This window comes from Streptomyces longisporoflavus (assembly GCF_014649775.1).
In the GTDB taxonomy this organism is placed as follows: Bacteria; Actinomycetota; Actinomycetes; order Streptomycetales; family Streptomycetaceae; genus Streptomyces; species Streptomyces longisporoflavus.
The window spans coordinates 486,248-511,236 of the sequence record NZ_BMTR01000005.1; the positions used below are offsets into that span (position 1 = coordinate 486,248).

At 70.3% G+C, this 24,989-nt stretch carries 23 protein-coding genes; 15 read left to right on the top strand and 8 right to left on the bottom strand.

Going from position 1 to position 24,989, the window contains the following annotated elements; translation table 11 throughout:
* The 8 genes from murG to IE226_RS13675 all read left to right on the top strand — a co-directional run bounded on the left by murG (position 1) and on the right by IE226_RS13675 (position 7,167).
* On the top strand, positions 1-1,095 hold the full coding sequence (gene murG / locus IE226_RS13640; protein ID WP_160504531.1) for an undecaprenyldiphospho-muramoylpentapeptide beta-N-acetylglucosaminyltransferase: 1,095 nt from the start codon (positions 1-3) through the stop codon (positions 1,093-1,095).
* A 35-nt stretch (positions 1,096-1,130) separates the two neighbouring features.
* Positions 1,131-1,925 carry a cell division protein FtsQ/DivIB gene (locus tag IE226_RS13645; RefSeq protein ID WP_190081392.1) on the top strand — a complete coding sequence of 265 codons (795 nt, stop codon included), beginning with the start codon at positions 1,131-1,133 and terminating at the stop codon, positions 1,923-1,925.
* A 275-nt stretch (positions 1,926-2,200) separates the two neighbouring features.
* Complete coding sequence (gene ftsZ, locus IE226_RS13650) at positions 2,201-3,430, top strand: cell division protein FtsZ (protein WP_190081393.1); 1,230 nt, start codon at positions 2,201-2,203, stop codon at positions 3,428-3,430.
* The gene (pgeF, locus tag IE226_RS13655) at positions 3,427-4,158 is read left to right on the top strand and encodes a peptidoglycan editing factor PgeF (RefSeq protein WP_190081394.1); all 732 of its coding nucleotides are present in this window, start codon (positions 3,427-3,429) and stop codon (positions 4,156-4,158) included. The genes ftsZ and pgeF overlap by 4 nt, the downstream gene beginning before the upstream one ends.
* Before the next feature lie 6 nt (positions 4,159-4,164).
* Positions 4,165-4,884, top strand: a complete 720-nt coding sequence (locus tag IE226_RS13660) for a YggS family pyridoxal phosphate-dependent enzyme (RefSeq protein ID WP_190081395.1) — start codon at positions 4,165-4,167, stop codon at positions 4,882-4,884.
* 124 nt (positions 4,885-5,008) lie between these two features.
* Positions 5,009-5,653 (top strand): cell division protein SepF, encoded by a 645-nt coding sequence (locus IE226_RS13665; RefSeq protein ID WP_190081396.1) that lies wholly within the window; start codon positions 5,009-5,011, stop codon positions 5,651-5,653.
* A gap of 70 nt (positions 5,654-5,723) precedes the next feature.
* Positions 5,724-6,008, top strand: coding sequence for a YggT family protein (locus IE226_RS13670; RefSeq protein WP_190081397.1), 285 nt, complete (start codon positions 5,724-5,726; stop codon positions 6,006-6,008).
* A gap of 46 nt (positions 6,009-6,054) precedes the next feature.
* A complete protein-coding gene (locus tag IE226_RS13675) occupies positions 6,055-7,167 on the top strand; it encodes a DivIVA domain-containing protein (RefSeq protein ID WP_190081398.1) in 1,113 nt (370 codons plus the stop codon).
* Positions 7,168-7,347: 180 nt separating this feature from the next.
* Here IE226_RS13675 and ileS read toward each other — a convergent pair whose 3' ends face one another.
* Together ileS and IE226_RS13685 are read right to left on the bottom strand one after the other, a co-directional pair.
* Positions 7,348-10,488 (bottom strand): isoleucine--tRNA ligase, encoded by a 3,141-nt coding sequence (ileS, locus tag IE226_RS13680; RefSeq protein WP_190081468.1) that lies wholly within the window; start codon positions 10,486-10,488, stop codon positions 7,348-7,350.
* Between the two features lie 372 nt (positions 10,489-10,860).
* Positions 10,861-11,052 (bottom strand): DUF1059 domain-containing protein, encoded by a 192-nt coding sequence (locus tag IE226_RS13685; RefSeq protein WP_190081399.1) that lies wholly within the window; start codon positions 11,050-11,052, stop codon positions 10,861-10,863.
* Between the two features lie 305 nt (positions 11,053-11,357).
* Here IE226_RS13685 and IE226_RS13690 point away from each other — a divergent pair, with 305 nt between their 5' ends.
* The 5 genes from IE226_RS13690 to IE226_RS13710 all read left to right on the top strand — a co-directional run bounded on the left by IE226_RS13690 (position 11,358) and on the right by IE226_RS13710 (position 16,178).
* The gene (locus IE226_RS13690) at positions 11,358-12,290 is read left to right on the top strand and encodes a TraR/DksA family transcriptional regulator (RefSeq protein ID WP_190081400.1); all 933 of its coding nucleotides are present in this window, start codon (positions 11,358-11,360) and stop codon (positions 12,288-12,290) included.
* Between the two features lie 78 nt (positions 12,291-12,368).
* Positions 12,369-12,968 carry a signal peptidase II gene (lspA, locus tag IE226_RS13695; RefSeq protein ID WP_190081401.1) on the top strand — a complete coding sequence of 200 codons (600 nt, stop codon included), beginning with the start codon at positions 12,369-12,371 and terminating at the stop codon, positions 12,966-12,968.
* A 74-nt stretch (positions 12,969-13,042) separates the two neighbouring features.
* Positions 13,043-13,984, top strand: coding sequence for an RluA family pseudouridine synthase (locus IE226_RS13700; protein ID WP_190081402.1), 942 nt, complete (start codon positions 13,043-13,045; stop codon positions 13,982-13,984).
* Complete coding sequence (locus tag IE226_RS13705) at positions 13,981-14,451, top strand: GNAT family N-acetyltransferase (protein WP_190081403.1); 471 nt, start codon at positions 13,981-13,983, stop codon at positions 14,449-14,451. Before IE226_RS13700 ends, IE226_RS13705 begins: the two co-directional genes overlap by 4 nt.
* A 137-nt stretch (positions 14,452-14,588) precedes the next feature.
* On the top strand, positions 14,589-16,178 hold the full coding sequence (locus IE226_RS13710) for a Na+/H+ antiporter (protein WP_190081404.1): 1,590 nt from the start codon (positions 14,589-14,591) through the stop codon (positions 16,176-16,178).
* Between the two features lie 15 nt (positions 16,179-16,193).
* On the opposite strand, the gene IE226_RS13715 is transcribed toward IE226_RS13710, so the two are convergent.
* Positions 16,194-17,285, bottom strand: coding sequence for a mechanosensitive ion channel family protein (locus IE226_RS13715; protein ID WP_190081405.1), 1,092 nt, complete (start codon positions 17,283-17,285; stop codon positions 16,194-16,196).
* Between the two features lie 30 nt (positions 17,286-17,315).
* On the opposite strand from IE226_RS13715, the gene IE226_RS13720 reads away from it, so the two are divergent.
* Positions 17,316-17,885: a dienelactone hydrolase family protein gene (locus IE226_RS13720; protein WP_190081406.1), complete on the top strand. Its 570-nt coding sequence runs from the start codon at positions 17,316-17,318 to the stop codon at positions 17,883-17,885.
* Between the two features lie 16 nt (positions 17,886-17,901).
* Here the strand turns inward: IE226_RS13720 and IE226_RS13725 are convergent, their stop codons facing one another.
* The 5 genes from IE226_RS13725 to IE226_RS13745 form a co-directional block, all read right to left on the bottom strand.
* Positions 17,902-19,392: a serine/threonine-protein kinase gene (locus IE226_RS13725; protein WP_190081407.1), complete on the bottom strand. Its 1,491-nt coding sequence runs from the start codon at positions 19,390-19,392 to the stop codon at positions 17,902-17,904.
* A gap of 41 nt (positions 19,393-19,433) precedes the next feature.
* The gene (locus IE226_RS13730; protein WP_190081408.1) at positions 19,434-21,092 is read right to left on the bottom strand and encodes an alkaline phosphatase D family protein; all 1,659 of its coding nucleotides are present in this window, start codon (positions 21,090-21,092) and stop codon (positions 19,434-19,436) included.
* Positions 21,093-21,196: 104 nt separating this feature from the next.
* On the bottom strand, positions 21,197-22,015 hold the full coding sequence (locus IE226_RS13735; RefSeq protein WP_190081409.1) for a thioredoxin domain-containing protein: 819 nt from the start codon (positions 22,013-22,015) through the stop codon (positions 21,197-21,199).
* Between the two features lie 46 nt (positions 22,016-22,061).
* Complete coding sequence (locus IE226_RS13740) at positions 22,062-22,748, bottom strand: hypothetical protein (protein WP_190081410.1); 687 nt, start codon at positions 22,746-22,748, stop codon at positions 22,062-22,064.
* A gap of 79 nt (positions 22,749-22,827) precedes the next feature.
* Positions 22,828-24,156: a DUF2252 domain-containing protein gene (locus IE226_RS13745; protein WP_190081411.1), complete on the bottom strand. Its 1,329-nt coding sequence runs from the start codon at positions 24,154-24,156 to the stop codon at positions 22,828-22,830.
* A 260-nt stretch (positions 24,157-24,416) separates the two neighbouring features.
* On the opposite strand from IE226_RS13745, the gene IE226_RS13750 reads away from it, so the two are divergent.
* The coding region (locus IE226_RS13750; protein ID WP_190081412.1) for a PHP domain-containing protein at positions 24,417-24,989 on the top strand (573 nt) is incomplete at its 3' end.

The window sequence follows — 24,989 nt, forward strand, 5'->3', positions numbered from 1 at the left end:
GTGCATGTCGTACTCGCCGGTGGGGGGACCGCCGGCCACATCGAGCCCGCGCTCGCCCTCGCGGACGCCCTGCGGAGGCAGGACCCGACCGTGGGCATCACGGCCCTGGGCACGGAGCGTGGACTCGAGACCCGACTCGTACCCGAGCGGGGCTACGAACTCGCGCTGATCCCTGCCGTACCGCTGCCGCGCAAGCCCACTCCTGAGCTGATCACCGTGCCGGGACGGCTGCGCGGCACGATCAAGGCGGCGGAGCAGATCCTGGAGCGTACGAAGGCGGACTGCGTGGTCGGCTTCGGCGGCTATGTCGCGCTGCCGGGGTACCTCGCGGCCAAGCGGACGGGCACGCCGATCGTCGTGCACGAGGCCAACGCGCGCCCCGGCCTCGCCAACAAGATCGGTTCGCGGTACGCCCACGGGGTGGCCGTCGCGACGCCGGACAGCAAGCTGCGCAACTCGCGCTACATCGGCATCCCGCTGCGCCACACCATCGCCACGCTCGACCGGGCCCGGGTCCGCCCGGAGGCGCGCGCCGCCTTCGGCCTCGACCCGAACCTGCCGACGCTGCTCGTCTCCGGCGGTTCGCAGGGCGCCAGGCGGCTCAACGAGGTCGTCCAGCAGGTCGCCCCGGTGCTCCAGCGCGCCGGGATCCAGATCCTGCACGCGGTCGGCCCGAAGAACGAAATGCCGTACGTCGAGAACATGCCCGGTATGCCGCCCTACATCCCGGTACCGTACGTGGACCGGATGGACCTCGCGTACGCCGCGGCGGACATGATGCTCTGCCGCGCGGGCGCGATGACCGTCGCCGAACTCTCCGCCGTCGGGCTGCCGGCCGCGTACGTCCCGCTGCCCATCGGCAACGGCGAACAGCGGCTGAACGCCCAGCCGGTGGTCAAGGCGGGCGGCGGACTCCTGGTGGACGACGCCGAACTGACGCCCGAGTGGGTGCAGGGCAACGTGCTCCCGGTGCTCGCCGACCCGCACCGGCTGTACGAGATGTCCCGCGCCGCGTCGGAGTTCGGCCGCAGGGATGCCGACGACCTCCTCGTCGGCATGGTGTACGAGGCGATCGCGTCCCGCCGCAACGGGTGAGACGGCACAGATAGGCAGACAGAAGGCAGGGGACCGTGGCCGGACCGACCACCGCCGAACGGCAGAGATCTGCTCCTGGTGGGTCCCGCCCGCCCCGCCCGCCGCGCTCCCGCGCACGCGTGCGGCCGCGCACCCTGATCCTCTCGCTGATCGCGCTCGTGCTGCTCGGCGCGGGAGGTGTCTGGCTGCTCTACGGCTCGCAGTGGCTGCGCGTGGAGCGCGTGACGACGTCGGGGACCCGGGTGCTGACGCCCGAGAAGGTGCGCGAAGCAGCCGCGGCCCCGGTCGGCTCGCCGCTGATCTCGGTCGACACCGACGTCCTCGAGGACCGGCTGCGCAAGAAACTGCGGCGTATCGACTCGGTCGACGTAGAGCGTTCCTGGCCACACGAAATCAGTCTGAAAGTGACCGAACGCAAGCCGGTTCTGCTTATCGAAAAGGGCGGAAAGTTCGTCGAAGTGGACGCCGAGGGCGTGCGATTCGCCACGGTCGGACACGCGCCGAAGGGTGTTCCGCTCCTGGAATTGACGCCGGACCGGGAGAACGCGGCATCGAGTCTGCGCCGTTTCGACTCGCACCGCCTGCGCCGCGAGGCGGTAAGCGTCGCCGGTGCGCTGCCGGCCGCCGTGGAACGCGATACACGGGTCGTCAAGGTCCGTTCGTACGACTCGATCTCGCTGGAGTTGAGCGGCGATCGCACCGTAGCGTGGGGCAGCAGCGAGAAGAGCCGGGCGAAGGCAAGCACACTCTTCGCGCTGATGAAAGCCGCCCCCAAGGCGCGGCACTTCGATGTGAGCGTCCCCACCGCGCCTGCGTCGTCGGCGAGTTGACGCATATCGTCGCAGGCCAGCACCCTGGTTCGGCAGCGCTACGGCTGATCACATAGGGTGAAAAGAAAAACGGGAGGTTCGGCGTGTTCGTTGAACGTGCGCCACTTGTCGACTTAGTGTCCTGTTCGGAAGAGTCCAAGGAACAGACACACTGGTAACCCTAAACTTCAGCGTTAGGGTTCGGGTCGGCGTTCGGACCGTCCCATTCGGCATCAGTCGTCGCGGCGCTTGACCGCGAGGCGGCGACACGTAACTCGAGGCGAGAGGCCTTCGACGTGGCAGCACCGCAGAACTACCTCGCAGTCATCAAAGTCATCGGTGTCGGCGGCGGTGGTGTCAATGCCATCAACCGGATGATCGAGGTCGGTCTCAAGGGCGTCGAGTTCATCGCCATCAACACCGACGCGCAAGCCCTGTTGATGAGCGACGCCGACGTCAAGCTCGACGTGGGCCGTGAACTCACCCGCGGCCTCGGCGCCGGAGCCAACCCGGCAGTCGGCCGCAAGGCGGCCGAGGACCACCGCGAGGAGATCGAGGAGGTCCTCAAGGGGGCCGACATGGTCTTCGTGACCGCCGGCGAAGGCGGTGGCACCGGCACCGGCGGCGCACCCGTCGTCGCCAACATCGCCCGCTCCCTGGGCGCCCTGACCATCGGCGTCGTCACCCGGCCGTTCACCTTCGAGGGCCGTCGTCGCGCCAACCAGGCCGAGGACGGGATCGCGGAGCTGCGCGAAGAGGTCGACACCCTCATCGTCATCCCCAACGACCGGCTCCTGTCCATCTCGGACCGCCAGGTCTCCGTCCTCGACGCCTTCAAGTCGGCGGACCAGGTCCTGCTCTCCGGTGTCCAGGGCATCACCGACCTCATCACGACGCCGGGCCTGATCAACCTCGACTTCGCCGACGTCAAGTCGGTCATGTCCGAGGCCGGTTCGGCCCTCATGGGCATCGGCTCGGCCCGCGGCGACGACCGCGCGGTGGCCGCCGCCGAGATGGCGATCTCCTCGCCACTCCTGGAGGCGTCCATCGACGGAGCGCGGGGCGTCCTGCTCTCCATCTCCGGCGGCTCCGACCTCGGTCTCTTCGAGATCAACGAAGCGGCCCAACTGGTCAGCGAGGCGGCCCACCCCGAGGCGAACATCATCTTCGGCGCCGTCATCGACGACGCCCTGGGCGACGAGGTCCGGGTCACCGTCATCGCGGCGGGCTTCGACGGCGGACAGCCGCCGTCCAAGCGGGACACCGTCCTTGGTTCGGCGTCCTCGTCCAAGCCGCGCGACGAACAGCCCGCGGCCCCGAGCCGCCCCGCGGCCGAGTCCCGTTCGCCCTACGGCGGTCTCGGCAGCGTCACGACGCACGAGGAGCCGTCGGCCCCGGAGCCCGTCGAGGTGACTCCGGTCAACGAAACCCCGTCCGCGCCCGTGGCCCCGCCGCAGGTTCCGCCGGCCCGTCCCTACTCGGACAGCCAGGCCGAAGAGCTGGACGTGCCGGACTTCCTGAAGTGATAAGCCGGCACAGCACCGTGAGCGGCGCGCACTTCGCCTTCACCGACAGGTGGGGCGGGGTGAGCGCCGTTCCGTACGAAGAGCTCAATCTCGGCGGCGCGGTCGGCGACGACCCGCAGTCGGTGCGCACCAACCGCACGCTGGCCGCCACGTCGCTCGGCATCGACCCCGAGCGGGTCGTCTGGATGAACCAGGTGCACGGCCCCGACGTCGTCGTGGTCGACGGGCCCTGGGGCTCGGACGCCGAGATCCCGGCGGTCGACGCCGTGGTGACCGCCCGCCGGGGCCTGGCCCTCGCGGTGCTCACCGCGGACTGCACGCCCGTCCTGCTCGCCGACCCGGTGGCCAAGGTCGCCGCGGCGGCGCACGCCGGGCGGCCGGGGATGCTGGCGGGGGTCGTCCCCGCCGCCGTCGAGGCGATGACGAAGCTGGGCGCCGACCCGGCCCGCGTCATCGCCCGTACCGGGCCCGCCGTCTGCGGCCGTTGCTACGAAGTTCCGGAGGCGATGCGAGCCGAGGTCGCCGCGATCGAGCCCGCGGCGTACGCCGAGACGAGCTGGGGCACGCCGGCGGTCGACGTGACCGCGGGGGTGCACGCCCAGCTGGACCGGCTCGGGGTGCGCGACCGGGAGCAGTCGCCGGTGTGCACCCGGGAATCCGGTGATCATTTCTCGTACCGCCGCGACCGGACCACCGGTCGTCTCGCGGGCTATGTCTGGCTGGACTGATAGGGCATGACGGACCGTAAGTCTCAACTCGCCGCAAATCTGGCGCAGGTCGAAGAGCGCATCGCCGCGGCGTGCGCGGCGGCCGGGCGCAAGCGCGACGAGGTGACCCTGATCGTGGTCACCAAGACCTATCCCGCGAGCGATGTGCGGATCCTCTCGGAACTCGGTGTGCGTCATGTCGCCGAGAACCGGGACCAGGACGCGGCCCCCAAGGCCGCCGACTGCTCGGATCTGCCCCTTACTTGGCACTTTGTCGGTCAATTGCAGACCAACAAGGTCCGTTCTGTGGTCGGTTATGCCGATGTGGTCCAGTCCGTGGACCGTCCCAAGCTCGTCACGGCCCTGTCGGCGGGGGCGGTGCGCGCGGAGCGGGAACTCGGCTGCCTGATCCAGGTAGCCCTCGACGCCGGGGAGAACGGGCGGGGCGAACGCGGGGGCGTGGGCCCCGGCGGAATCGAAGAGTTGGCCGGCCTGGTGGCCGAGGCTCCGGGGCTGCGGCTCGACGGTCTGATGACCGTGGCGCCGCTCACCGGTCCGTACGCGGGACGGCAACAGGCGGCGTTCGAGCGGTTGATGGAATTCGCAACCCTCATGCGCGCGGCTCATCCTGCTGCGAACATGGTGTCGGCAGGGATGAGTGCGGACCTCGAACAGGCCGTGGCGGCCGGAGCGACACATGTGCGCGTCGGTACGGCGGTACTCGGAGTCCGACCCGGGCTCGGGTAACGTCGCCAAGAAGTCGGACCACAGCAGAAAATATGGTCATTCTCGCTGTTGGGCGGGGAGGCCTCGTGGATCGCGGGCAGTTGGTGACGACAGCCGATCCACCACAGAGCGGAGGACTCAGAGCATGGCCGGCGCGATGCGCAAGATGGCGGTCTACCTCGGCCTCGTGGAGGACGACGGGTATGACGGTCCGGGGTTCGACCCCGATGACGAGTTCGAACCCGAGCCGGAGCCCGAGCGGGACCGCAGGCGGCACGAGCCGCCGCACCAGTCGCACAGTTCCCGTCAGGCACATGTGTCCGACCGGGACGAATCGGTACGAGTGGTGCAGCCCCCCGCACAGCGTGAGCCGGTCGCCCATTCCGCTTCGCTAGCCGCGGAATCCGGACGTCCGGCACGAATCGCCCCCGTGGCATCCATCACACCTGAACGCCAGAGCCTGGAGAAGAACGCACCGGTGATCATGCCCAAGGTCGTGTCCGAGCGGGAGCCCTACCGCATCACCACGCTGCACCCGCGGACGTACAACGAGGCCCGTACCATCGGGGAACACTTCCGCGAGGGCACTCCGGTGATCATGAATCTGACGGAGATGGACGACACGGATGCGAAGCGACTTGTCGACTTTGCCGCCGGTCTGGTCTTCGGCCTTCATGGCAGCATTGAGCGAGTGACGCAGAAGGTGTTCCTGTTGTCGCCTGCTAACGTCGATGTAACGGCGGAGGACAAGGCTCGCATCGCAGAGGGCGGGTTCTTCAACCAGAGCTGAGACGCAAGTGACGCAGTAACGCAGAACCGGTAGACGCAGCACGAGCAACAGGGGAGAGGGAACCGCGAACATGGGCGTGGTCTTGCAGGTGCTTTACATCGCGCTGATGTGCTTCCTCATCGTGCTGATCTTCCGGTTGGTCATGGACTACGTCTTCCAGTTCGCCCGCTCATGGCAACCCGGCAAGCCGATGGTGGTCGTTCTGGAGGCCACCTACACTGTCACTGATCCACCGCTCAAGCTTCTGCGGCGGTTCATTCCGCCGCTGCGTCTCGGGGGCGTGGCGCTCGACCTGTCCTTCTTCGTACTGATGATCATCGTCTACATCCTGATCACCGTCGTGAGCGGCTTGTGAACGATACGGTCTTGCCGAATGCCGACGACTACGTTGAGGTGAAGAGATGCCGTTGACCCCCGAGGACGTGCGGAACAAGCAGTTCACGACCGTCCGCCTCCGAGAAGGCTATGACGAGGACGAGGTCGATGCCTTCCTCGATGAGGTCGAAGCCGAACTGACTCGCTTGCTCCGCGAGAACGAGGACTTGCGCGCCAAACTGGCCGCGGCAACCCGCGCCGCCGCCCAGAACCAGCAACAGGGCGGCATGCGCAAGCCTCCGGAACCGCAGGACCAGCGCGGTCCCGGCGCACCGGTGCCCGCCGCTATATCAGGACCGCAGCCGGTGCCGCCGCAGCAGCAGCACCCGCAGCAGCATCCGCAGCACCAGCAGATGGGCGGTCCGCCGCAGCTGCCCGGTGGCGCGCCGCAGCTGCCCGCGGGTCCCAGCGGGCACGGCCCGCAGGGCGGTCCGCAGGGTCCGGGCCCGATGGGTCAGGGCGGTCCGATGGGCGGCCCCATGGGTGGTCCCATGGGCGGTCACGGTCCGCAGATGCCCCAGCCCGGCCAGGGCCCCGGTGGCGACAGCGCCGCACGTGTGCTGTCCCTTGCCCAGCAGACGGCCGACCAGGCGATCGCGGAGGCCCGTTCCGAGGCCAACAAGATCGTCGGCGAGGCGCGCTCGCGCGCCGAGGGCCTCGAGCGTGACGCCCGTGCCAAGGCCGACGCCCTGGAGCGGGACGCGCAGGAGAAGCACCGCGTCGCGATGGGCTCCCTGGAGTCCGCCCGCGCCACGCTGGAGCGCAAGGTCGAGGACCTGCGCGGCTTCGAGCGCGAGTACCGCACGCGTCTGAAGTCCTACCTGGAGTCGCAGCTCCGTCAGCTGGAGACCCAGGCCGACGACTCGCTGGCCCCGCCGCGGACCCCGGCGACGGCTTCCCTTCCGCCGTCCCCGGCGCCTTCCATGGCACCGGCCGGCGCGGGCGCCCCGTCGTACGGCGGCAACCAGTCGATGGGCGGCAACCAGCCCACCGGCGGTCCGTCCTACGGCGGCGGTCAGCAGCAGATGTCGCCGGCGATGACCCAGCCGATGGCGCCGGTGCGGCCGCAGGCCCCGCAGCCCATGCAGCAGGCCCCGTCGCCGATGCGTGGCTTCCTCATCGACGAGGACGACAACTGACGGCCGTTCCCGCGCCTTAGGCGTCGGCAGCGTTCAGGGCGAGGCCCCCAGTTCTTCTGGGGGCCTCGCCCTTTTGTGCGGGCGGCCCTTCGCACGGGTGAGTGTGCGGCCCACAACGCCGAAGGCCCGGCCCCGCCAGGATCTCTGGCGGGGCCGGGCCTTCGCTGCTTCCCGGTGCGGTTACGCCTTGCGGAGGCGGAACGTGAGCGACAGGGACTCGTCCGTGAACGGCTCGCCGTACGCCTCGTCGGCCTCGCCCTGTCCGAAGTCCGTGGCGAGGACCTCGTCCGCGATCAGCACCGCGTGGTCGGAAAGGGCCGTGATCACGGCCGGGTCCGTGGAGGTCCAGCGCAGGGCGATCCGGTCCGCGACGTCCAGGCCGCTGTTCTTGCGGGCCTCCTGGATCAGGCGGATCGCGTCACGGGCGAGGCCCGCCCGGCGCAGTTCCTCGGTGATCTCCAGGTCGAGGGCGACCGTGGCACCGGAGTCGGACGCGACCGACCAGCCCTCGCGCGGGGTCTCCGTGATGATGACCTCGTCCGGGGCCAGCGTGATCTTCTCGCCGTCCACCTCGACCGACGCCGTGCCCTCGCGCAGGGCCAGGGACAGCGCGGCGGCGTCCGCGTCGGCGACGGCCTTGGCGACCGCCTGGACGCCCTTGCCGAAGCGCTTGCCGAGCGCGCGGAAGTTGGCCTTGGCGGTGGTGTCGACCAGTGAGCCCCCGACCTCGGAGAGCGACGCGAGCGAGGAGACATTGAGCTCCTCGGTGATCTGGGCGTGCAGCTCCGGGTTGAGCGACTCGAAGCCCGTGGCCGCGATCAGGGCGCGGGAGAGCGGCTGGCGGGTCTTGACGCCCGACTCCGCGCGCGTGGCGCGGCCGAGCTCCACCAGGCGGCGTACGAGCACCATCTGCCGCGACAGGTCCGGGTCGATCGCCGACAGGTCGGCCTCGGGCCAGGACGTCAGGTGGACCGACTCCGGGGCGTCCGGGGTGACCGGCACCACCAGGTCCTGCCAGACGCGCTCGGCGATGAACGGCGTCAGCGGGGCCATGAGGCGGGTGACCGTCTCCAGGACCTCGTGCAGGGTGCGCAGGGCCGCCTTGTCGCCCTGCCAGAAGCGGCGCCGCGAGCGGCGTACGTACCAGTTGGAGAGGTTGTCGACGAACGTGGACAGGAGCTTGCCCGCGCGCTGGGTGTCGTAGTTCTCCAGGGCCCCGGTGACCTGGTCGGTGAGCGCGTGCAGCTCGCTGAGCAGCCAGCGGTCCAGGAGCGGGCGGTCGGCGGGCGCCGGGTCGGCGTCGCCGGGGGCCCACTGCGACGTACGGGCGTACAGGGCCTGGAAGGCGACCGTGTTCCAGTACGTGAGGAGCGTCTTGCGGACGACCTCCTGGATCGTGCCGTGGCCCACGCGGCGGGCCGCCCACGGGGAGCCGCCGGCCGCCATGAACCAGCGCACCGCGTCGGCGCCGTGCTGGTCCATGAGCGGGACGGGGTCGAGGGTGTTGCCCAGATGCTTGGACATCTTGCGGCCGTCTTCGGCGAGGATGTGGCCGAGGCAGACCACGTTCTCGTAGCTCGACTTGTCGAAGACCAGGGTGCCGACGGCCATCAGCGTGTAGAACCAGCCGCGGGTCTGGTCGATGGCCTCCGAGATGAACTGCGCCGGGTACCGGCTCTCGAAGATCTCCTTGTTCTTGTGCGGGTAGCCCCACTGCGCGAACGGCATCGAACCGGAGTCGTACCACGCGTCGATGACCTCGGGGACGCGCGTCGCGGTCGCTTGGCAGGTCGGGCAGGGGAAGGTGACCGCGTCGATGTACGGACGGTGCGGGTCGAGCTCCGACTGGTCGGTGCCCGTCAGCCCGGAGAGCTCGGCGCGCGAGCCCACACAGGTCAAGTGACCTTCCTCGCAGCGCCAGATGGGCAGCGGGGTGCCCCAGTAGCGGTTGCGGGACAGTGCCCAGTCGACGTTGTTGGTCAGCCAGTCGCCGAAGCGGCCGTGCTTGACCGAGTCCGGGAACCAGTTGGTCTTCTCGTTCTCCTGGAGGAGACGCTCCTTGACGGCCGTCGTGCGGATGTACCAGGACGGCTGCGCGTAGTAGAGGAGGGCCGTGTGGCAGCGCCAGCAGTGCGGATAGCTGTGCTCGTACGGGATGTGCTTGAAGAGCAGACCGCGGTCCTGGAGGTCCTCGGTGAGCCTTTCGTCGGCCTTCTTGAAGAAGACGCCGCCCACGAGCGGGACGTCCTCCTCGAAGGTGCCGTCGGGGCGCACCGGGTTCACGACCGGGAGGCCGTACGAGCGGCAGACCTTGAGGTCGTCCTCACCGAAGGCGGGGGACTGGTGGACCAGACCGGTGCCGTCCTCGGTGGTCACGTAGTCGGCGTTGACGACGAAGTGCGCGGGAGCCGGGAACTCGACCAACTCGAAGGGGCGCTGGTAGGTCCAGCGCTCCATCTCGGCGCCCGTGAAGGTCTGCCCTGTGGTCTCCCAGGCCTCGCCGAGCGCCTTCTCGACGAGCGGCTCGGCGACGACGAGCTTCTCTTCACCGTTCGTCGCGACGACGTACGTGACGTCCGGGTGCGCGGCGACCGCGGTGTTCGAGACGAGGGTCCACGGAGTGGTCGTCCACACCAGGAGGGACGCCTGGTCCGCGAGGGGGCCACCGGTGAGCGGGAAGCGGACGAAGACGGAGGGGTCGACGACCGTCTCGTAGCCCTGCGCCAGCTCGTGGTCGGAGAGGCCGGTGCCGCAGCGCGGGCACCAGGGGGCGACGCGGTGGTCCTGGACCAGGAGGTCCTTGTCGAAGATCTCCTTCAGGGACCACCAGACCGAGTCGACGTACTCGGGGTCCATGGTGCGGTAGGCGTCGTCGAGGTCGACCCAGTAGCCCATGCGGGTCGTGAGCTCGGTGAAGGCGTCGGTGTGCCGGGTCACGGACTCGCGGCACTTGGCGTTGAACTCGGCGATGCCGTACGCCTCGATGTCCTTCTTGCCGTTGAACCCGAGCTCCTTCTCGACCGCGAGCTCGACGGGGAGGCCGTGGCAGTCCCAGCCGGCCTTGCGGGCCACGTGATAGCCCCGCATGGTCCTGAAGCGCGGGAAGACGTCCTTGAAGACGCGGGCCTCGATGTGGTGGGCGCCCGGCATGCCGTTGGCGGTGGGCGGGCCTTCGTAGAACACCCACTCGGGGCGGCCCTCGGACTGCTCGAGGCTCTTGGCGAAGATCTTCTGCTCGCGCCAGAAGTCGAGCACGGCGTGCTCGAGGGCGGGCAGGTCGACCTGGGCGGGCACCTGGCGGTACTGCGGCTGCGTATTCAACGGCTGCGTGTTCAACGCGCTTCCTCCGGCGGACGATTCCGTTCCGTCGGAGGGACGAGAGCCCTTGTCGCGCTCCCGCGGTACCACCCTCCTTGGCCTCCCCGACGCGTGTGGCGCACGGGAAAGCCCCCTCATTGGGGTCGCGATGCCGGGTCTACTGGCCTGCGGCGGACCCGGGGGTCCTCTGCGGGCGGTTCTTCCGGCGGCTCCGGGGTGATCTTCACGTCGCGCCTGCCCCCGGGCTCACACCGTCCCCGGGTCGCTCATGGCCGCTTACGCCGCTACTCGTCCCCATCCACGCTTCTCGCTGCGCCCAGTGTACGGGGCCGGGGCGCGCCGGGCCGACCGGTTATCCGGGGCGGGCGGGGTCGCTCAGGCGTGCTGGGGGACCTCGTCCCGGAGGGATTCGCGGACCATCTTCCGCAGCTCCGGGCTGTCGGTGTGGCCGTGGACGGACACGGCGTGCTCGCTGGCGGCGCGGACCACTTCCTCCTCCTCTCCGGAGATGGCCAGAGTGCAGTGGGTCTCGCTCGGGAATTCCCGGCAGTCGGCTGTCTTGCGCATGACGCACCTTCTTCGCTTATGCCCCATAATAGGCCGTTTCCTGGCCTCGGGCGGGCTGATGCCGGGTGCCGTCGAGGCCACGGGGCCTGACCCGAATGGCGACATGCGGAGTGCCCGGATCCCGGCCCGTCGCGCCGGGCGGATTACCGGGCCGGGAGCTGGGAAAGACGCATGCATGCTCGTCGCCCGGCGCCCGTGGGGCGGGCGAATCCGGCGGCGTGCCCCGTTGCCGCGGGCTCCGAGTCGATTTATCGTCCCAGCACGATTGCGCGAGCAAGATCACAAAATGTGAAGGGGCCGCGGCCATGGTGGCGAAGAAGACCGCCGTACAGCGTTCGGCGTCGGGCAGAGCCACGGGCGAGAAGGCCGCGGCCGAGAAGGCCACGGGCGAAAAGGCCGCGGCCGAGAAGCCCGCCGGGAAGACCACGAAGAAGGCGGCCGCCAAGACGGCCGTGGCGAAGAAGGCGGCGGCCAAGAAGGCCGTCGCCAAGAAGGCGGTCGCCAAGGTCGCCGATGCGGGCCGGAGGGCAGGGGCCGGGGAGGACGCGGCCAAGGAGCCCGCAGGGGAGCCCGCCGTCAAGGAGTCCGCCGCGGCGAAGAAGGCGTCCGCGGCGAAGAAGACCCCCGCAAGGAAGTCGCCGGCGAAGAAGACGGCTGCCAAGAAGAGCACGGTCGGCGAAAGCACGGCCGAGGAGACGGCTGCGACAGCGGCCGAGGGTGCGGCTCAGGCCGCGGAGACGACGGGAGCCACGACAGTGGTCACGAAGAAGACTCCGGGCACGGCGACGGCGGCCAAGGAGCCGACGGCGGTGCCCAAGGCGCGTGTCGCCGCCGCGGAACCCGGTGAGCTCGCGGTCCGGCCCGGCGAGGACCCCTGGACCCCCGAGGAGGCCGAGGAGGCCCGTGCGGAGCTGCAGAGCGAGGCGCTGCGGCTCGGAGCCGAGATCTCCGCGTCCGAGGACGCCCTGGCGGGTCTGATGCGGGACTCCGGGGACGGCGCGGGCGACGACGAGGCGGACACCGGTACCAAGAACATCACGCGGGAACACGAGATGTCCCTTGCCGCCAACGCGCGCGAGATGCTCGACCAGACCGAGCGCGCCCTGGAGCGTCTGGACGCCGGGACGTACGGCATCTGCGAGAACTGCGGGAATCCGATCGGAAAGGCGCGGATGCAGGCCTTCCCGCGAGCGACCCTGTGCATGGACTGCAAGCAGAAGCAGGAACGGCGCTACTGAACACGGCCTGACCACCTGATGCCGTACGTGTGTGCCGTACCCTCGTCCCCAGTCAGGTACCTAGGTTGAGGGACTCACGTGGCAGAGGCGGAGCGCATCATCGGTACGCCGGACATCCCTGAGGCGGCCGGGCAGGACGAGGCCGGGGACGAGTCGGCCGAGCAGGCCTCCCCGGACGAGAAGCCGGGCAGGGGCAAGCGCAAGATCCTCGTCCTGTTCGCGGTGGCCGTACTCGCGTACGCCATGGACCTCATCAGCAAGATGATCGTCGTCGCGAAGCTCGAACACCACGAGCCGATCGAGATCATCGGCGACTGGCTGCAGTTCAACGCCATCCGGAACGCGGGGGCCGCGTTCGGGATCGGCGAGGCCTTCACCGTGATCTTCACCTGCATCGCGGCGGCGGTGATCGTGGTGATCGCCCGCCTGGCCCGCAAGCTCTACAGCATGCCCTGGGCGATCGCCCTCGGCATGCTGCTCGGCGGCGCCCTGGGCAACCTCACCGACCGGATCTTCCGTGCCCCCGGCGTGTTCGAGGGAGCGGTGGTCGACTTCATCGCGCCGAAGGGCTTCGCGGTGTTCAACCTCGCGGACTCGGCGATCGTGTGCGGCGGCTTCCTGATCGTGATCCTGTCGTTCCGCGGCCTGGACCCGGACGGGACCGTCCACAAGGACTGACCGGGGATCCCGGCAGGTCCCGGCCCGGGGCCTGGTGGTGCGGGAGTGTCGGTGGCCTCCTGCATACTCAATGGGTGAGCACGATTCCCGAGATCCGTACCCTGCCCGTGCCGGACGGTCTGGAGGGCGAGCGCGTCGACGCCGCCATCTCCCGCATGTTCGGTTTCTCCCGCACGAAGGCCGCCGAGCTCGCGGCGGCAGGCAAGGTGATGGTCGACGGCTCCGTGGTCGGCAAGTCCGAGCGCGTGCACGGCGGCGCCTGGCTGGAGGTGGAGATGCCGCAGGCGCCCGCTCCGGTGCAGGTCGTCGCCGAGCCCGTCGAGGGCATGGAGATCATCCATGACGACGACGACATCCTCGTGATCGTCAAGCCGGTGGGCGTGGCCGCGCACCCGAGCCCCGGCTGGACCGGCACCACGGTGATCGGCGGCCTCGCCGCCGCCGGGTACCGCATCTCGACCTCCGGGGCCGCCGAGCGCCAGGGCATCGTGCACCGCCTCGACGTGGGCACGTCCGGTCTGATGGCGGTCGCCAAGTCGGAGCGCGCGTACACCTCGCTGAAGCGCCAGTTCAAGGAGCGCACGGTCGACAAGCGCTACAACGCCCTTGTGCAGGGCCACCCCGACCCGATGAGCGGCACGATCGACGCCCCCATCGGCCGCCACCCGCAGCACGACTACAAATGGGCGGTCACGGCCGAGGGCAAGCCCTCCGTCACGCACTACGACCTCATCGAGGCGTTCCGCGCGGCCTCGCTGCTCGACATCAAGCTGGAGACCGGGCGCACCCACCAGATCCGCGTGCACATGGCGGCCCACCGGCACCCGTGCGTGGGCGACATGACGTACGGCGCCGACCCCACGCTCGCCAAGCGGCTCGGCCTCACGCGCCAGTGGCTGCACGCGGTGCGGCTCGGCTTCGAGCACCCCGGCGACGGGCAGTGGGTGGAGTTCGAGAGCACCTACCCCGACGACCTCCAGCAGGCGCTGGACCGGGTGCGGGCGGAGAGCTCATGAGCGTCGGGGTCAGCTGCCGGGTCGCGGCCGGAGCCGACGACGTGGAGGCCTGCTTCAGGGTCCGCAAGGAGGTCTTCGTCGTCGAGCAGCGGGTCCCCGAGGACGTGGAGTACGACGCGTATGACGCCGGGGCCGTGCACGTCCTCGCGGTCCGCGACGACGGACTGCCGCTGGGCGCGGGCCGGCTGCTCACCGGTCCGGCCGCCGCGGCGAAGAACGGCGGCGACCCCGAGGTCGGGGCGCTCGGCCGGCTCGCGGTGAGCAAGGACGCGCGCGGACTCGGCATAGGCGCCGCCCTGGTGCGGGCCATCGAGGACGCGGCACGCGCGCGTGGCCTCGTCGCCGTCGACCTGCACGCCCAGACGCATGCCCTCGGGTTCTACGAACGGCTGGGGTACGAGGTCTACGGCCCCGAGTTCCAGGACGCGGGGATCGCGCACCGGGCGATGCGCAAGACGCTGGACTGAGCGCCGGCGGGGCGGGGTGGCGGAGGGGTCCTGACGCGGTACGCGCGGCAGGCGTGGCAGGGTTGAGGTCTTGATCGTCCGAGTCTCGAACTCTCCCGGACTCTCCCGAACCGTCTCGAATCGCCGGAGGGCGCACCGTGGATCAATTGGCGCTGCTGCTCATTCTCCTGCTCGGCGCCGTGGTGACGGTGCCGCTCGGCGAGCGGCTCGGACTGCCCGCGCCCATCCTCATGACGCTGGCCGGGATCGCCCTCGCCTTCGTGAGCTGGGTCCCCAACATCGAGCTGCCGCCCGACTACATCCTGCCGCTGGTCCTGCCGCCCCTGCTGTACGCGTCCGTCCAGCGCACCTCCTGGCGGCAGTTCGCGGCGAACAGACGCCCCATCTTCCTGCTCGCCGTGGCCCTCGTCTTCGTGACGACCGCGGCGGTCGCCGCGATGGCCAACTCCGTCGTCCCCGGCCTGCCGATCGCCGCCGCCGTGGCGCTCGGCGCCCTCGTGGCGCCGCCCGACCCGGTCGCCGCGACGGCCGTCGCGGGGTCGCTCGGGCTGCCGCGGCGGCTCGTGTCGATCCTGGAGGGGGAGGGCCTCTTCAACGACGTCACGGCGATCGTGCTCTACCACGTGGCCATCGCGGCGGCGGTCAGCGGGACGTTCTCCTGGCCGTCCGCGGTGGGGCAGCTCGTGCTCTCCGGGGTGGTCGCCGTCGCCATCGGGATCGCGCTCGGCTGGATCACCAACAAGCTCATGGGGCTGCTCGGCGAGGCCACCCTCCAGACCGGCCTGACGCTCCTCGTGCCCTTTGTGAGCTATGTCCTCGCCGAGGAGCTGATGGGCTCCGGCGTGCTCGCCGTACTGACCACCGCGCTCTACCTCGCGGAGAACGGCGCCGACGCCGACGACGTGCTCGGGCGGATCACCGGACAGACGTTCTGGCAGATCGTCGACACGCTGGTCACGGGCGTCGCCTTCGGTCTGATCGGGCTCGAACTGCACAACGTCTTCGGCACGGCGAACGGCCGTGAGCTGCAGATGATCGGCTGGGGCTGTGCGGTCGTCGCGGTCGTCGTCGGCGTACGGCTGCTGTGGCTGCTGCCCGCCACCTGGCTCGCCAAGCGGCTGCACAAGCTGCGGGACTACGACGAGGAGATCCCGACCACCTGGCGCGAGACCGTGGTCATGTGGTGGTCCGGGATGCGGGGCGTGGCGTCGGTCGCCCTGGCTCTCGCCATCCCGCTGAAGACGGAGAACGGCGATCCCTTCCCCGCCCGTGACGAGATCATCTTCATCGCCTTCTGCGTCATCATGGCGACCCTCGTCGTACAGGGGCTCACCTTGCCCTGGCTGGTCAAGAAGCTCGGCGTGCGTGCGGACACGGACGCCGAGCGGGCCATCGAGCGCGAGCTGGCCGTACGGGCCGCCAAGGCCGCCAAGCGGCGCCTCAAGGAGATCGAAGAGGTCGAGGAACTGCCCGAGGACCTCGCGGAGCGGCTGCTGCGCGGGGCCTTCGACATCGGGGCCAGGATCAGCCCCGACATCGTCGACGACGAACGGCGCGAGCGGTACTCCAAGCGCGCCAGCCGTCTCAAGGCGGTCCAGCGCATCCAGCGCGACATGATGTCGGCCGCCCGCCACGAGATCCTCGCCGCGCGCAGCGAACCCGGCGCCGATCCGGAGATCGTCGACCGGGTCCTGCACCATCTCGACATGCGCAGCCTGCGGTCCTGAGGGAGGCCCGGGAGCTCAGCCCCGGCCCGTGCGGGGCACTATCGGCGGGGGCGGATGCGGGCCGTCGTCGTCCGGCGGCAGTTCGGCCCAGGCCGTGCTGACCTTCGGCAGGGCGTACGCGTGGTGTTCGGTCAGCCAGCGGACCAGGTGCTCGCGCACGGTGACCCGCACCGTCCAGATGTCGTCCGCGTCCTTGGCGGTGACCAGGGCGCGGACCTGGATCGTGTTCGGCGTCGTGTCCGTGACCGCCAGGCCCCAGTCCCTGCCGTCCCAGGCGGCGCACTCGCGCAGGATGTCCTGGAGCTTCTCCCGCATCTCGTTGATGGGCGCGCTGTGGTCCAGCTGGAAGAAGACCGTGCCGGTCATCTGGGCGCCGCCGCGCGACCAGTTCTCGAAGGGCTTGGACACGAAGTAGGACACCGGCATCGTGATCCGCCGCTCGTCCCAGGTCCGTACGGCCAGGAAGGTCAGGGTGATCTCGTCGATCGTGCCCCACTCGCCGTCCACGACGACCGTGTCACCGATCCGCACCATGTCGCCGAAGGCGATCTGCAGCCCCGCGAAGAGATTCGACAGCGTGGACTGGGCGGCGACGCCCGCGACGATGCCGAGTACACCGGCCGACGCGAGCAGGGACGTGCCGGCCGCCTGCATGGCGGGGAAGGTGAGCAGCATCGCTCCGACGGCCACGACACCGACGATCGCGGTGACCACCCGCTGGATGAGTGTGACCTGCGTACGCACACGCCGGACGCGGGCCGGATCGCGGTGCGCGTTGGCGTACTGGGCGTAGGTGGCCTCCACGATGGCCGTCGCGATACGGACGAGGAGCCAGGCCACCGACCCGATGAGCACCAGGGTCAGAGACTGCGCGATACCCGCCGAGTGATCCTTTCCGATCTCCGCGTGTTCGAACGAGCCGCGCAACAGGGCGGCACACAGGGACAGTCGGGAGGGCAGTCGGCAGCGGCGCAGCAGGCCCCACAGGGGGGTGTCGGGGTGACGGTCGTCGGCGCGGCGCAGCAGCACATCGGCCAGCCAGACAACGGCCAGCGTGAGCACGACCGAGCCGCCGACCACGATCAACGGACGCAGTACGTTCTCCATGCCCCCGAGGGTAAGTGGCACGATGGCCCCATGAACATCATGCTTTTCCACTCGACGTACGGGCTGCGGCCCGCGGTGCACGCGGCGGCCGACCGGCTGCGTGCCGAGGGCCACGAGGTGTGGACGCCCGATCTGTTCGACGGACGCACCTTCGACACCGTCGAGGAAGGCATGGCCTTCAAGGACGAGCTCGGCAAGGACGAGCTCCTGAAGCGGGCGATCCTGGCCGCCGCGCCCTACTCCGAGCGCGGTCTCGTCTACGCGGGCTTCTCGTTCGGCGCGGCGACCGCGCAGACCCTCGCCCTCGGCGACGACAAGGCACGCGGCCTGCTGCTCCTGCACGGCACGTCCGACATCGCCGAGAACACGACGGTGGACGAGCTGCCGGTGCAGCTGCACGTGGCCGAGCCCGACCCGTTCGAGACGGACGACTGGCTGAGCGCGTGGTACCTCCAGATGGGCCGCACGGGCGCCGACGTCGAGGTCTACCGCTACGCGGGGGCCGGGCACATCTTCACCGACCCCGACCTGGACGACTACGACGCCGACGCGGCGGAGGCGACGTGGCGGACGGCGATCGGCTTCCTGCAGACGCTGTAGCGGCGAGCGCCGCGGCTCACGGGCGCGCGCAGCGTCCCACGGGGGCGCTCGCGGGAGGCTTGCACAGCAGGCCGGAGTCGGCACCGCTGGAGCTGAGATACCGCCCGGCGCAGTCCTCGTCGGTGGTCCTGCCGCGCTCGGCGCAGAACCGCAGCGCCTCCCGGCCGTCCGCGAAGGGCCCCGGAGCGTAGATCACCCAGAAACCCGGCCGCAGCGACGCGTAGTCGTCGCTGCGCAGATACCGCGCCTCCGGCACGTCCTCGCGCACGGCCGCGAGCCGGCGGTCACGGTCGTCCGTGCCGGAGGAGCCGACGGGTTCGGAGAAGAGCTGGGCGATCCAGCTGCCCGACGCGGGCGGGGTGCCGGGGGAGGACTCAGGGCTCCCCGGGGTTCCGGGTGTCTTCGCGGGCTTCGGTGACGCCTCGGGCGAGGCCTTCGCCGAGGCTCTCGCGCCGCCCTCGCCCCGCGCGCTGTCGGTCTTCGACCCGTCCCGCAGCGCGAGCACCAGCGCGGTGCCTGCCACCATGGCGACCGCGACGGCGACCGCCGCGACGATCACGGGCGCACGTCGTCGGGGCGCGGCGGGCGGTGTCCCCATCGTGGGTGTCCCAACCGCTGGCGCCCCCGCCGTGACAGGAGGCCGTCGCGCGGTCTCCGTCGGCTGCCAGGAGCTGCCGTCGGCCACCGCGGCGAGCATCGCGTCCAGGCGCCCGGCGTCCGGGCGCAGCGCCGGGTCCCGCACCAGGAGGGCGGCCAGGACCGGGGTGAGCGGCCCCGAGCGCACCGGCGCCGGCACCGGCTCGTCCAGGACGGCGGCGAGCGTGGCCAGTGTCGTGGCGCGGCGCAGCGGGCTGACGCCCTCCACGGCGACGTACAGGACGATGCCGAGTGACCAGAGGTCGGCCGCCGGGCCCTGGTCGGTTCCGCGGATGCGCTCGGGCGCGATGTACTCGGGGGAGCCGATCAGATCGCCGGTCGCGGTCAGCTGGTCGGAGCCGAGCAGCGAGGCGATGCCGAAGTCCGTGAGGACCACGGAGACGCCTGGGCCGCCCGGCACTTCGTCCCGCAGCAGTACGTTCGCGGGCTTCACGTCCCGGTGCTGGATGCCCGCCGCGTGGGCGACGCGCAGCGCCGAGAGCAGCTCGCGGCCGATGCGCGCCGCCTCGTGCGGCGGCAGCGTGCCTTCTTCCAGGAGGTCCTGGAGCGTGCGCCCCGGCAGCAGCTCCATCACGAGCCAGGGGTGCGGCCCCGAGTCCACGATGTGGTGGATCGTGACTACATGCGGGTGGTTGAGCCGCGCGAGCGCCCTGGCCTCGCGCAGCACCCGCTCCCGCAGGACGCGCGACTGCTCGTCCGTCAGCTCGTTCCTCGCGGGCCGCACCTCTTTGACGGCCACCTCGCGGTGCAGCACGGTGTCACGTGCCCGCCACACCGTGCCCATGCCTCCGCTGCCGAGCCGCTCCAGGAGCTCGAAGCGACCGTCCACCACATCCCCCGGGTCACTCATGTCACAAGAGTAGAGGGCGGTTCCGAGCGCGTGTGACCCGGTCAGCGCACCGGTGAGTACGCCCGCTCGACCTTCTGGGTGCCGCTGAGGGTGCGGTACGAACGGGCCCACCTGGACGTCGCCCGGGGGTCCTTGCGGTCGGACAGGACGTAGTAGTCCATCTGCGAGCGCTCGGCGGTGACGTCGAGGACGCCGTAGCCGTGGGAGTCCATGTCCAGCCACTTCACATGGCGGTTGGCCGCCTTCACCGCGCCCACCGCGACCAGCGAGAGGGTGTGCGGGGCGACGTGCAGCAGGTCGTCCACGTTGTCCGACGTCACCGAGGTGACCACGAACTCCGTGGCCGCCGAGGGCGATGCGGGGTACGTGGCGGCCCTGACCGGCACGTCGTTCGCCCAGGCCATGTGGATGTCCCCGGTGAGGAAGACCGTGTTCCGCACGGCGTTGTCGACCAGGTGCGAGATGAGCTCCTTGCGGTCGTCGGTGTAGCCGTCCCACTGGTCGCCGTTGATCGCGAGGCCTTCCGAGGGCAGGCCGAGCAACTCCGCGATGGGCTCGAGGAGATGCGCCGGTACGGAGCCGAAGGCGACCGGCGAGATCATCACGGAGGTGCCGACGAGCTTCCAGGAGGCGTCGGACGCGGCGAGCCCTGCCTTCAGCCAGTCGAGCTGGGCGCGCCCCGTGATCGTACGGTCCGGGTCGTCCACGTCACCGCTGCCGAAGCCCGCCTGCTCGGAGCGGAAGGAGCGCAGGTCGAGCAGGTGCAGGTCGGCCAGCTTGCCGAAGCGCAGCCGGCGGTAGACGGTCCCTTCGGTGGAAGGGCGTACGGGCATCCACTCGAAGTAGGCCTGCTTGGCGGCTGCCATGCGCTGCGCCCAGCCGCCCTCGGTCTCCCCGGAGTGGTTCACCGCGCCGCCCGACCAGGTGTTGTCGGCGAACTCGTGGTCGTCCCATATCGCGATCAGGGGGTGCGCGGCGTGCATCGCCTGCGTGTCCGGGTCGGTCTTGTGGACGCCGTGCCGGACGCGGTAGTCGGCGAGGCTGACGATCTCGTGCCGCGGCTCGTGCCGCCGTACTCCGTACTCGGCGGCCGGGTACTCGCCGCTCTTGTACTCGTAGATGTAGTCGCCGATGTGCAGCACCGCGTCGAGTTCGGTGCGGGCCGCGAGATGGCGGTAGGCGGAGAAGTATCCGGCTTCCCAGTTGGCGCAGGACACCACGCCGAAGCGCACGCCGGGGGCCGACGCATCGTGCGCGGGGGTGGTGCGGGTGCGGCCCACGGGGGAGTGCACGTCCCCCGCGGAGAAGCGGAAGTAATAGGTGGTGGCAGGGCTCAGGCCCCTTACGTCGGCCTTGACCGTGTGGTCGGCCGCGGCCCGCGCGGTGAGGCTGCCGCGGCTGACGACGCGGGTGAAGCCCTTGTCCTCGGCCACCTCCCACCGCACCTCGGTGTCCGGGCCCTTGCCGGAGCCCGGCACGGCCTCCGGCACCGGAGTCACGCGGGTCCACAGCAGGACGCCGTCGGGCAGCGGGTCACCGGAGGCGACTCCGTGGTGGAAGGCGGGCCCGTCGGCGGCGTGCGCGAGAGGTGCGGCGGCGAGCGGGGCGAGGGCCGCGGTGGCAGCGGCGGCCTTGACGACCGTACGGCGGCTCGGAGCCGGGGTGTCGGACGATCTGTGTTCGCTGATTCGACTGGTCACGGGCGATTACCTTACTGATCAGTAATCGCCAAGAGCGGGCGAACGGTGAAACGTTCGCCCGCTCTTCGGCCATGCGCCTCGCAGCGGACGGCTGTCGCGTCCGCTCAGGCCTTGAGTGCCTCGTCGACGGCCTTCTTGTAGTCCTCGACCGTCGAGGGCGCGTTCTTCTTGTCGGGGCCGGTCAGCTTCTTGCCGTCCATGACGAACGAGGGCGTGCCCTCTACGCCGTCCTTGTTCTCGTCGAACTTCTTCGACATCTCCAGGGCCCAGCGGTCGTACGTGCCGTTCTTGACGTCCTTCGCGAAGGTCTTGCTCTTCTTGAGCTCGGGGACCTGGTCCGCGATCTTGGTCAGGTAGGCGTCGTCCTTGAACTTGTCCTCGGTCTCGGAGGGGTGGTTCTCCTTGGAGAACATCGCCTTCTTGTAGTCGAGGAAGGCCTGGTCGCTCACGTTCAGGGCGGCGCCGAGCGCGCTGAGCGCGTTCTTGGAGCCCTCGCCGGTGAGGTTGCGGTCGAGGAAGCTGGCCCCGATGAACTGGATCTTGTACTTGCCGTCCTTCAGGTCCTTCTCGACCGTCGGGCCGACCGTCTGCTCGAAGCTGGCGCAGACCGGGCAGCGCGGGTCCTCGTAGACCTTGAGGGTCTTCTTGGCGCTGTCCTTGCCGATGACGACGGTCGTGCCCTGCGTGCCCGCGGAGTTCGCCGGCTTGACGAGCTTCTCGTCCGCGGCGGCCTCCCAGTGGCCGGGCTTGTTGGCCTGCATGACGGCGTAGCCGATGCCGCCCGCGATCGCCAGGACCGCGACGACCGAGCCGCCGACGATCATCGACCGCTTCCGCTTCTGACGCTTGCGCTCGGCTTCCTGCTGGGCGCGGATCCGCTCGCGGGCCGCCGACTTGGCCGCCTGGCTGTTGCGCTTGCTCATGATGATGTTCTCCGTGGGAATGACGTGCGTGTGGGGACGGTGCTGCTCAGGCGAAGGCGGCCGAGCACGGCGGTCCACGCCGTCCCACGAAATGCACGAGAAGCCGCGTACGCGCGCAGCGCACCCGGCGCGCGGGGCGCCGGCCGCGGCGAAGGGGCAGCGGGCGGCTGCGCACCGCGGCGACCGCGACGAGCAACGGCCGGAAGGTGGAGGCCGCCACGGCGCGCAGGAGCTGGGCCAGGGCACGCTCGCCGCGCCGCAGCCAGAACGCCGCGAGCAGGCCGACCCCGATGTGCGCGCCGAGCAGCAGCCAGGCGGAGTTCGGCTCGGCCTCGGCGAGCAGCGCGGCGGCGCGGTGTCCGTCGCCGCCGGTCATCCGGGCCAGCGGGGTGCCGACGCTGCCGCCGCCGCACAGCACGTCGAAGCCGACGGAGCGCAGCGGGCCGGCGACGGGCCCGCCCGCCTGGCCGTAACAGACGTGCTGCCCCGCGGTGAACACCGTGTCGGCGGCCAGTTCCAGCGGGATCAGCAGGGCGGCGATGCGGCCGTAACCGCGCTCGCGTCCCGCCAGGGCGTACGCGATGACGAAGACGGCGGCGGCGATCACGGCGACGGTGGGCAGCGGCAGCGGGGCACGCGAGAGCAGCACGTGCGACGCGGCGGAGAGCGTCACGACGAGCGCCGTGAAGAGCGCCGCGCGCACGGCTCTTGGCTGGGTCCCGGATATGTCCATCGCGCAGTTGAGTCTGCCATGTGCTCCCGTAAGGCAGCCCTAAAGGGTGCCTATGAGTCGCACGGCGGCGTCGTCGTGCCTACAGGCCGGGAATCCGGCCGTTGCGGAACAGGTCGACGAAGATCTGGTGGTCCCTGCGGGCCCGCGCGCCGTACTCGTGGGCGAAGTCCACCAGGAGGTCGCCGAAGCCCTCCTCGTCCGCCGCGATGGCGGCGTCGATCGCGCGCTCCGTGGAGAACGGCACCAGGTCCGAGTGGCCGCTCTCGTCGTCGGCGGCGGAGTGCATCGTGGCGGTGGCGCGGCCCAGGTCGGCGATGACCGCGGCGATCTCCTCCCAGTCGTCGATGTCCGACCAGTCCAGGTCCACCGCGTACGGAGAGACCTCGGCGACCAGCTGTCCGGCGCCGTCCAGCTCGGTCCAGCCGAGCCACGGGTCGGCGTGCGCCTGGAGCGCGCGCTGCGAGATGACCGTGCGGTGGCCCTCGTGCCGGAAGTAGTCACGGACCGCGCCGTCGGTGATGTGCCGCGAGACGGCCGGGGTCTGCGCCTGCTTGAGGTAGATCACGACGTCGTTCTCCAAGGCGTCGCTGTTGCCCTCGAGGAGGATGTTGTACGACGGCAGGCCCGCGGAGCCGATGCCGATGCCGCGGCGTCCGACGACGTCCTTCACCCGATACGAGTCGGGCCGGGTGAGCGAGGACTCGGGCAGCGTCTCCAGATAGCCGTCGAAGGCGGCGAGCACCTTGTAGCGGGTGGCCGCGTCGAGCTCGATGGAGCCGCCGCCGGGCGCGAAGCGGCGCTCGAAGTCGCGGATCTCCGTCATGGACTCCAGGAGCCCGAAGCGGGTCAGCGAGCGGGCGTCGCGCAGGGCGTCCAGGAGCGGGCCCTGGGCGGTGTCGAGGGTGAACGGCGGCACCTCGTCGCTCTTGGCGCCGGTCGCCAGGTCGTGGATGCGCTCGCGGTACGCGGCCGCGTAGATCCGGACGAGGTCGGTGATCTGCTCGTCGCTGAGCGCCTTCGTGTACCCGATCAGGGCCACGGAGGCGGCGAAGCGCTTCAGGTCCCAGGTGAAGGGGCCCACATACGCCTCGTCGAAGTCGTTCACGTTGAAGATCAGCCGGCCCTGGGCGTCCATGTACGTGCCGAAGTTCTCCGCGTGCAGGTCGCCGTGGATCCACACCCGTCCCGTGCGGTCGTCCAGATACGGACCGCCGTGCTGCTCGCGCTCCAGGTCCCCGTAGAAGAGGCAGGCCGTGCCGCGGTAGAACGCGAAGGCGGAGGAGGCCATCTTCCGGAACTTCACGCGGAAGGCGGCGGGGTCCGCGGCGAGCAGCTCGCCGAACGCGGTGTCGAAGACGGAGAGGATCTGCTCGCCGCGCTGCTCAGCGGTGGGCTGCGGGTCCGACATCGCGGGGTGCCTCCTGGTGCAGGGTCGTGCATGACCTGTGGGACGGGTGTTCCGAACATTTTGGACAGGTGTTCCGACCAGTCCAACGCACGACGGTACCCCCGAGTGCCCGCCCGTCCGCCACCCGACCGCCGCCCCTCGTCGAGACGCCTCGCGTCGCCATATCAGCCTTCGATGTCAGCGCTCCGGATTAGACTTCCCCGCTGTCCCCCCAGACTGCCCGCAGCCTGTCGCCATCTGTTCTCCGGAGGCCTCCCGCCGTGACCAAGCCGCCCTTTACGCACCTCCACGTCCACACCCAGTACTCGCTGCTGGACGGTGCCGCGCGGCTCAAGGACATGTTCAATGCCTGTAATGAGATGGGCATGACGCACGTCGCCATGTCCGACCACGGCAACCTCCACGGGGCGTACGACTTCTTCCACTCCGCGCAGAAGGCCGGCGTGACGCCGATCATCGGCATCGAGGCGTATGTGGCCCCGGAGTCCCGCCGCAACAAGCGCAAGATCAAGTGGGGCCAGCCGCACCAGAAGCGCGACGACGTGTCCGGTTCGGGTGGTTACACCCACAAGACGATCTGGGCGGCGAACAACACCGGTCTGCACAACCTCTTCCGGCTCTCCTCGGACGCGTACGCCGAGGGCTGGCTGCAGAAGTGGCCGCGCATGGACAAGGAGACGATCTCCCAGTGGTCGGAGGGCCTGATCGCCTCCACCGGCTGCCCTTCCGGGGAGCTCCAGACCCGTCTGCGGCTGGGGCAGTACGAGGAAGCCCGCAAGGCGGCCGGTGAGTACCAGGACATCTTCGGCAAGGACCGCTACTTCCTGGAGCTG

Bases quoted from the DNA above. Each gene is read 5' to 3' on its own strand.
- IE226_RS13740 (WP_190081410.1), bottom strand. From the start codon at position 22,748: ATGGACATATCCGGGACCCAGCCAAGAGCCGTGCGCGCGGCGCTCTTC.
- IE226_RS13745 (WP_190081411.1), bottom strand. From the start codon at position 24,156: ATGTCGGACCCGCAGCCCACCGCTGAGCAGCGCGGCGAGCAGATCCTC.
- IE226_RS13665 (WP_190081396.1), top strand. From the start codon at position 5,009: ATGGCCGGCGCGATGCGCAAGATGGCGGTCTACCTCGGCCTCGTGGAG.
- IE226_RS13715 (WP_190081405.1), bottom strand. From the start codon at position 17,285: ATGGAGAACGTACTGCGTCCGTTGATCGTGGTCGGCGGCTCGGTCGTG.
- IE226_RS13660 (WP_190081395.1), top strand. From the start codon at position 4,165: ATGACGGACCGTAAGTCTCAACTCGCCGCAAATCTGGCGCAGGTCGAA.
- IE226_RS13705 (WP_190081403.1), top strand. From the start codon at position 13,981: ATGAGCGTCGGGGTCAGCTGCCGGGTCGCGGCCGGAGCCGACGACGTG.
- IE226_RS13670 (WP_190081397.1), top strand. From the start codon at position 5,724: ATGGGCGTGGTCTTGCAGGTGCTTTACATCGCGCTGATGTGCTTCCTC.
- IE226_RS13720 (WP_190081406.1), top strand. From the start codon at position 17,316: ATGAACATCATGCTTTTCCACTCGACGTACGGGCTGCGGCCCGCGGTG.
- IE226_RS13690 (WP_190081400.1), top strand. From the start codon at position 11,358: ATGGTGGCGAAGAAGACCGCCGTACAGCGTTCGGCGTCGGGCAGAGCC.
- IE226_RS13735 (WP_190081409.1), bottom strand. From the start codon at position 22,015: ATGAGCAAGCGCAACAGCCAGGCGGCCAAGTCGGCGGCCCGCGAGCGG.
- IE226_RS13685 (WP_190081399.1), bottom strand. From the start codon at position 11,052: ATGCGCAAGACAGCCGACTGCCGGGAATTCCCGAGCGAGACCCACTGC.
- IE226_RS13675 (WP_190081398.1), top strand. From the start codon at position 6,055: ATGCCGTTGACCCCCGAGGACGTGCGGAACAAGCAGTTCACGACCGTC.
- IE226_RS13725 (WP_190081407.1), bottom strand. From the start codon at position 19,392: ATGAGTGACCCGGGGGATGTGGTGGACGGTCGCTTCGAGCTCCTGGAG.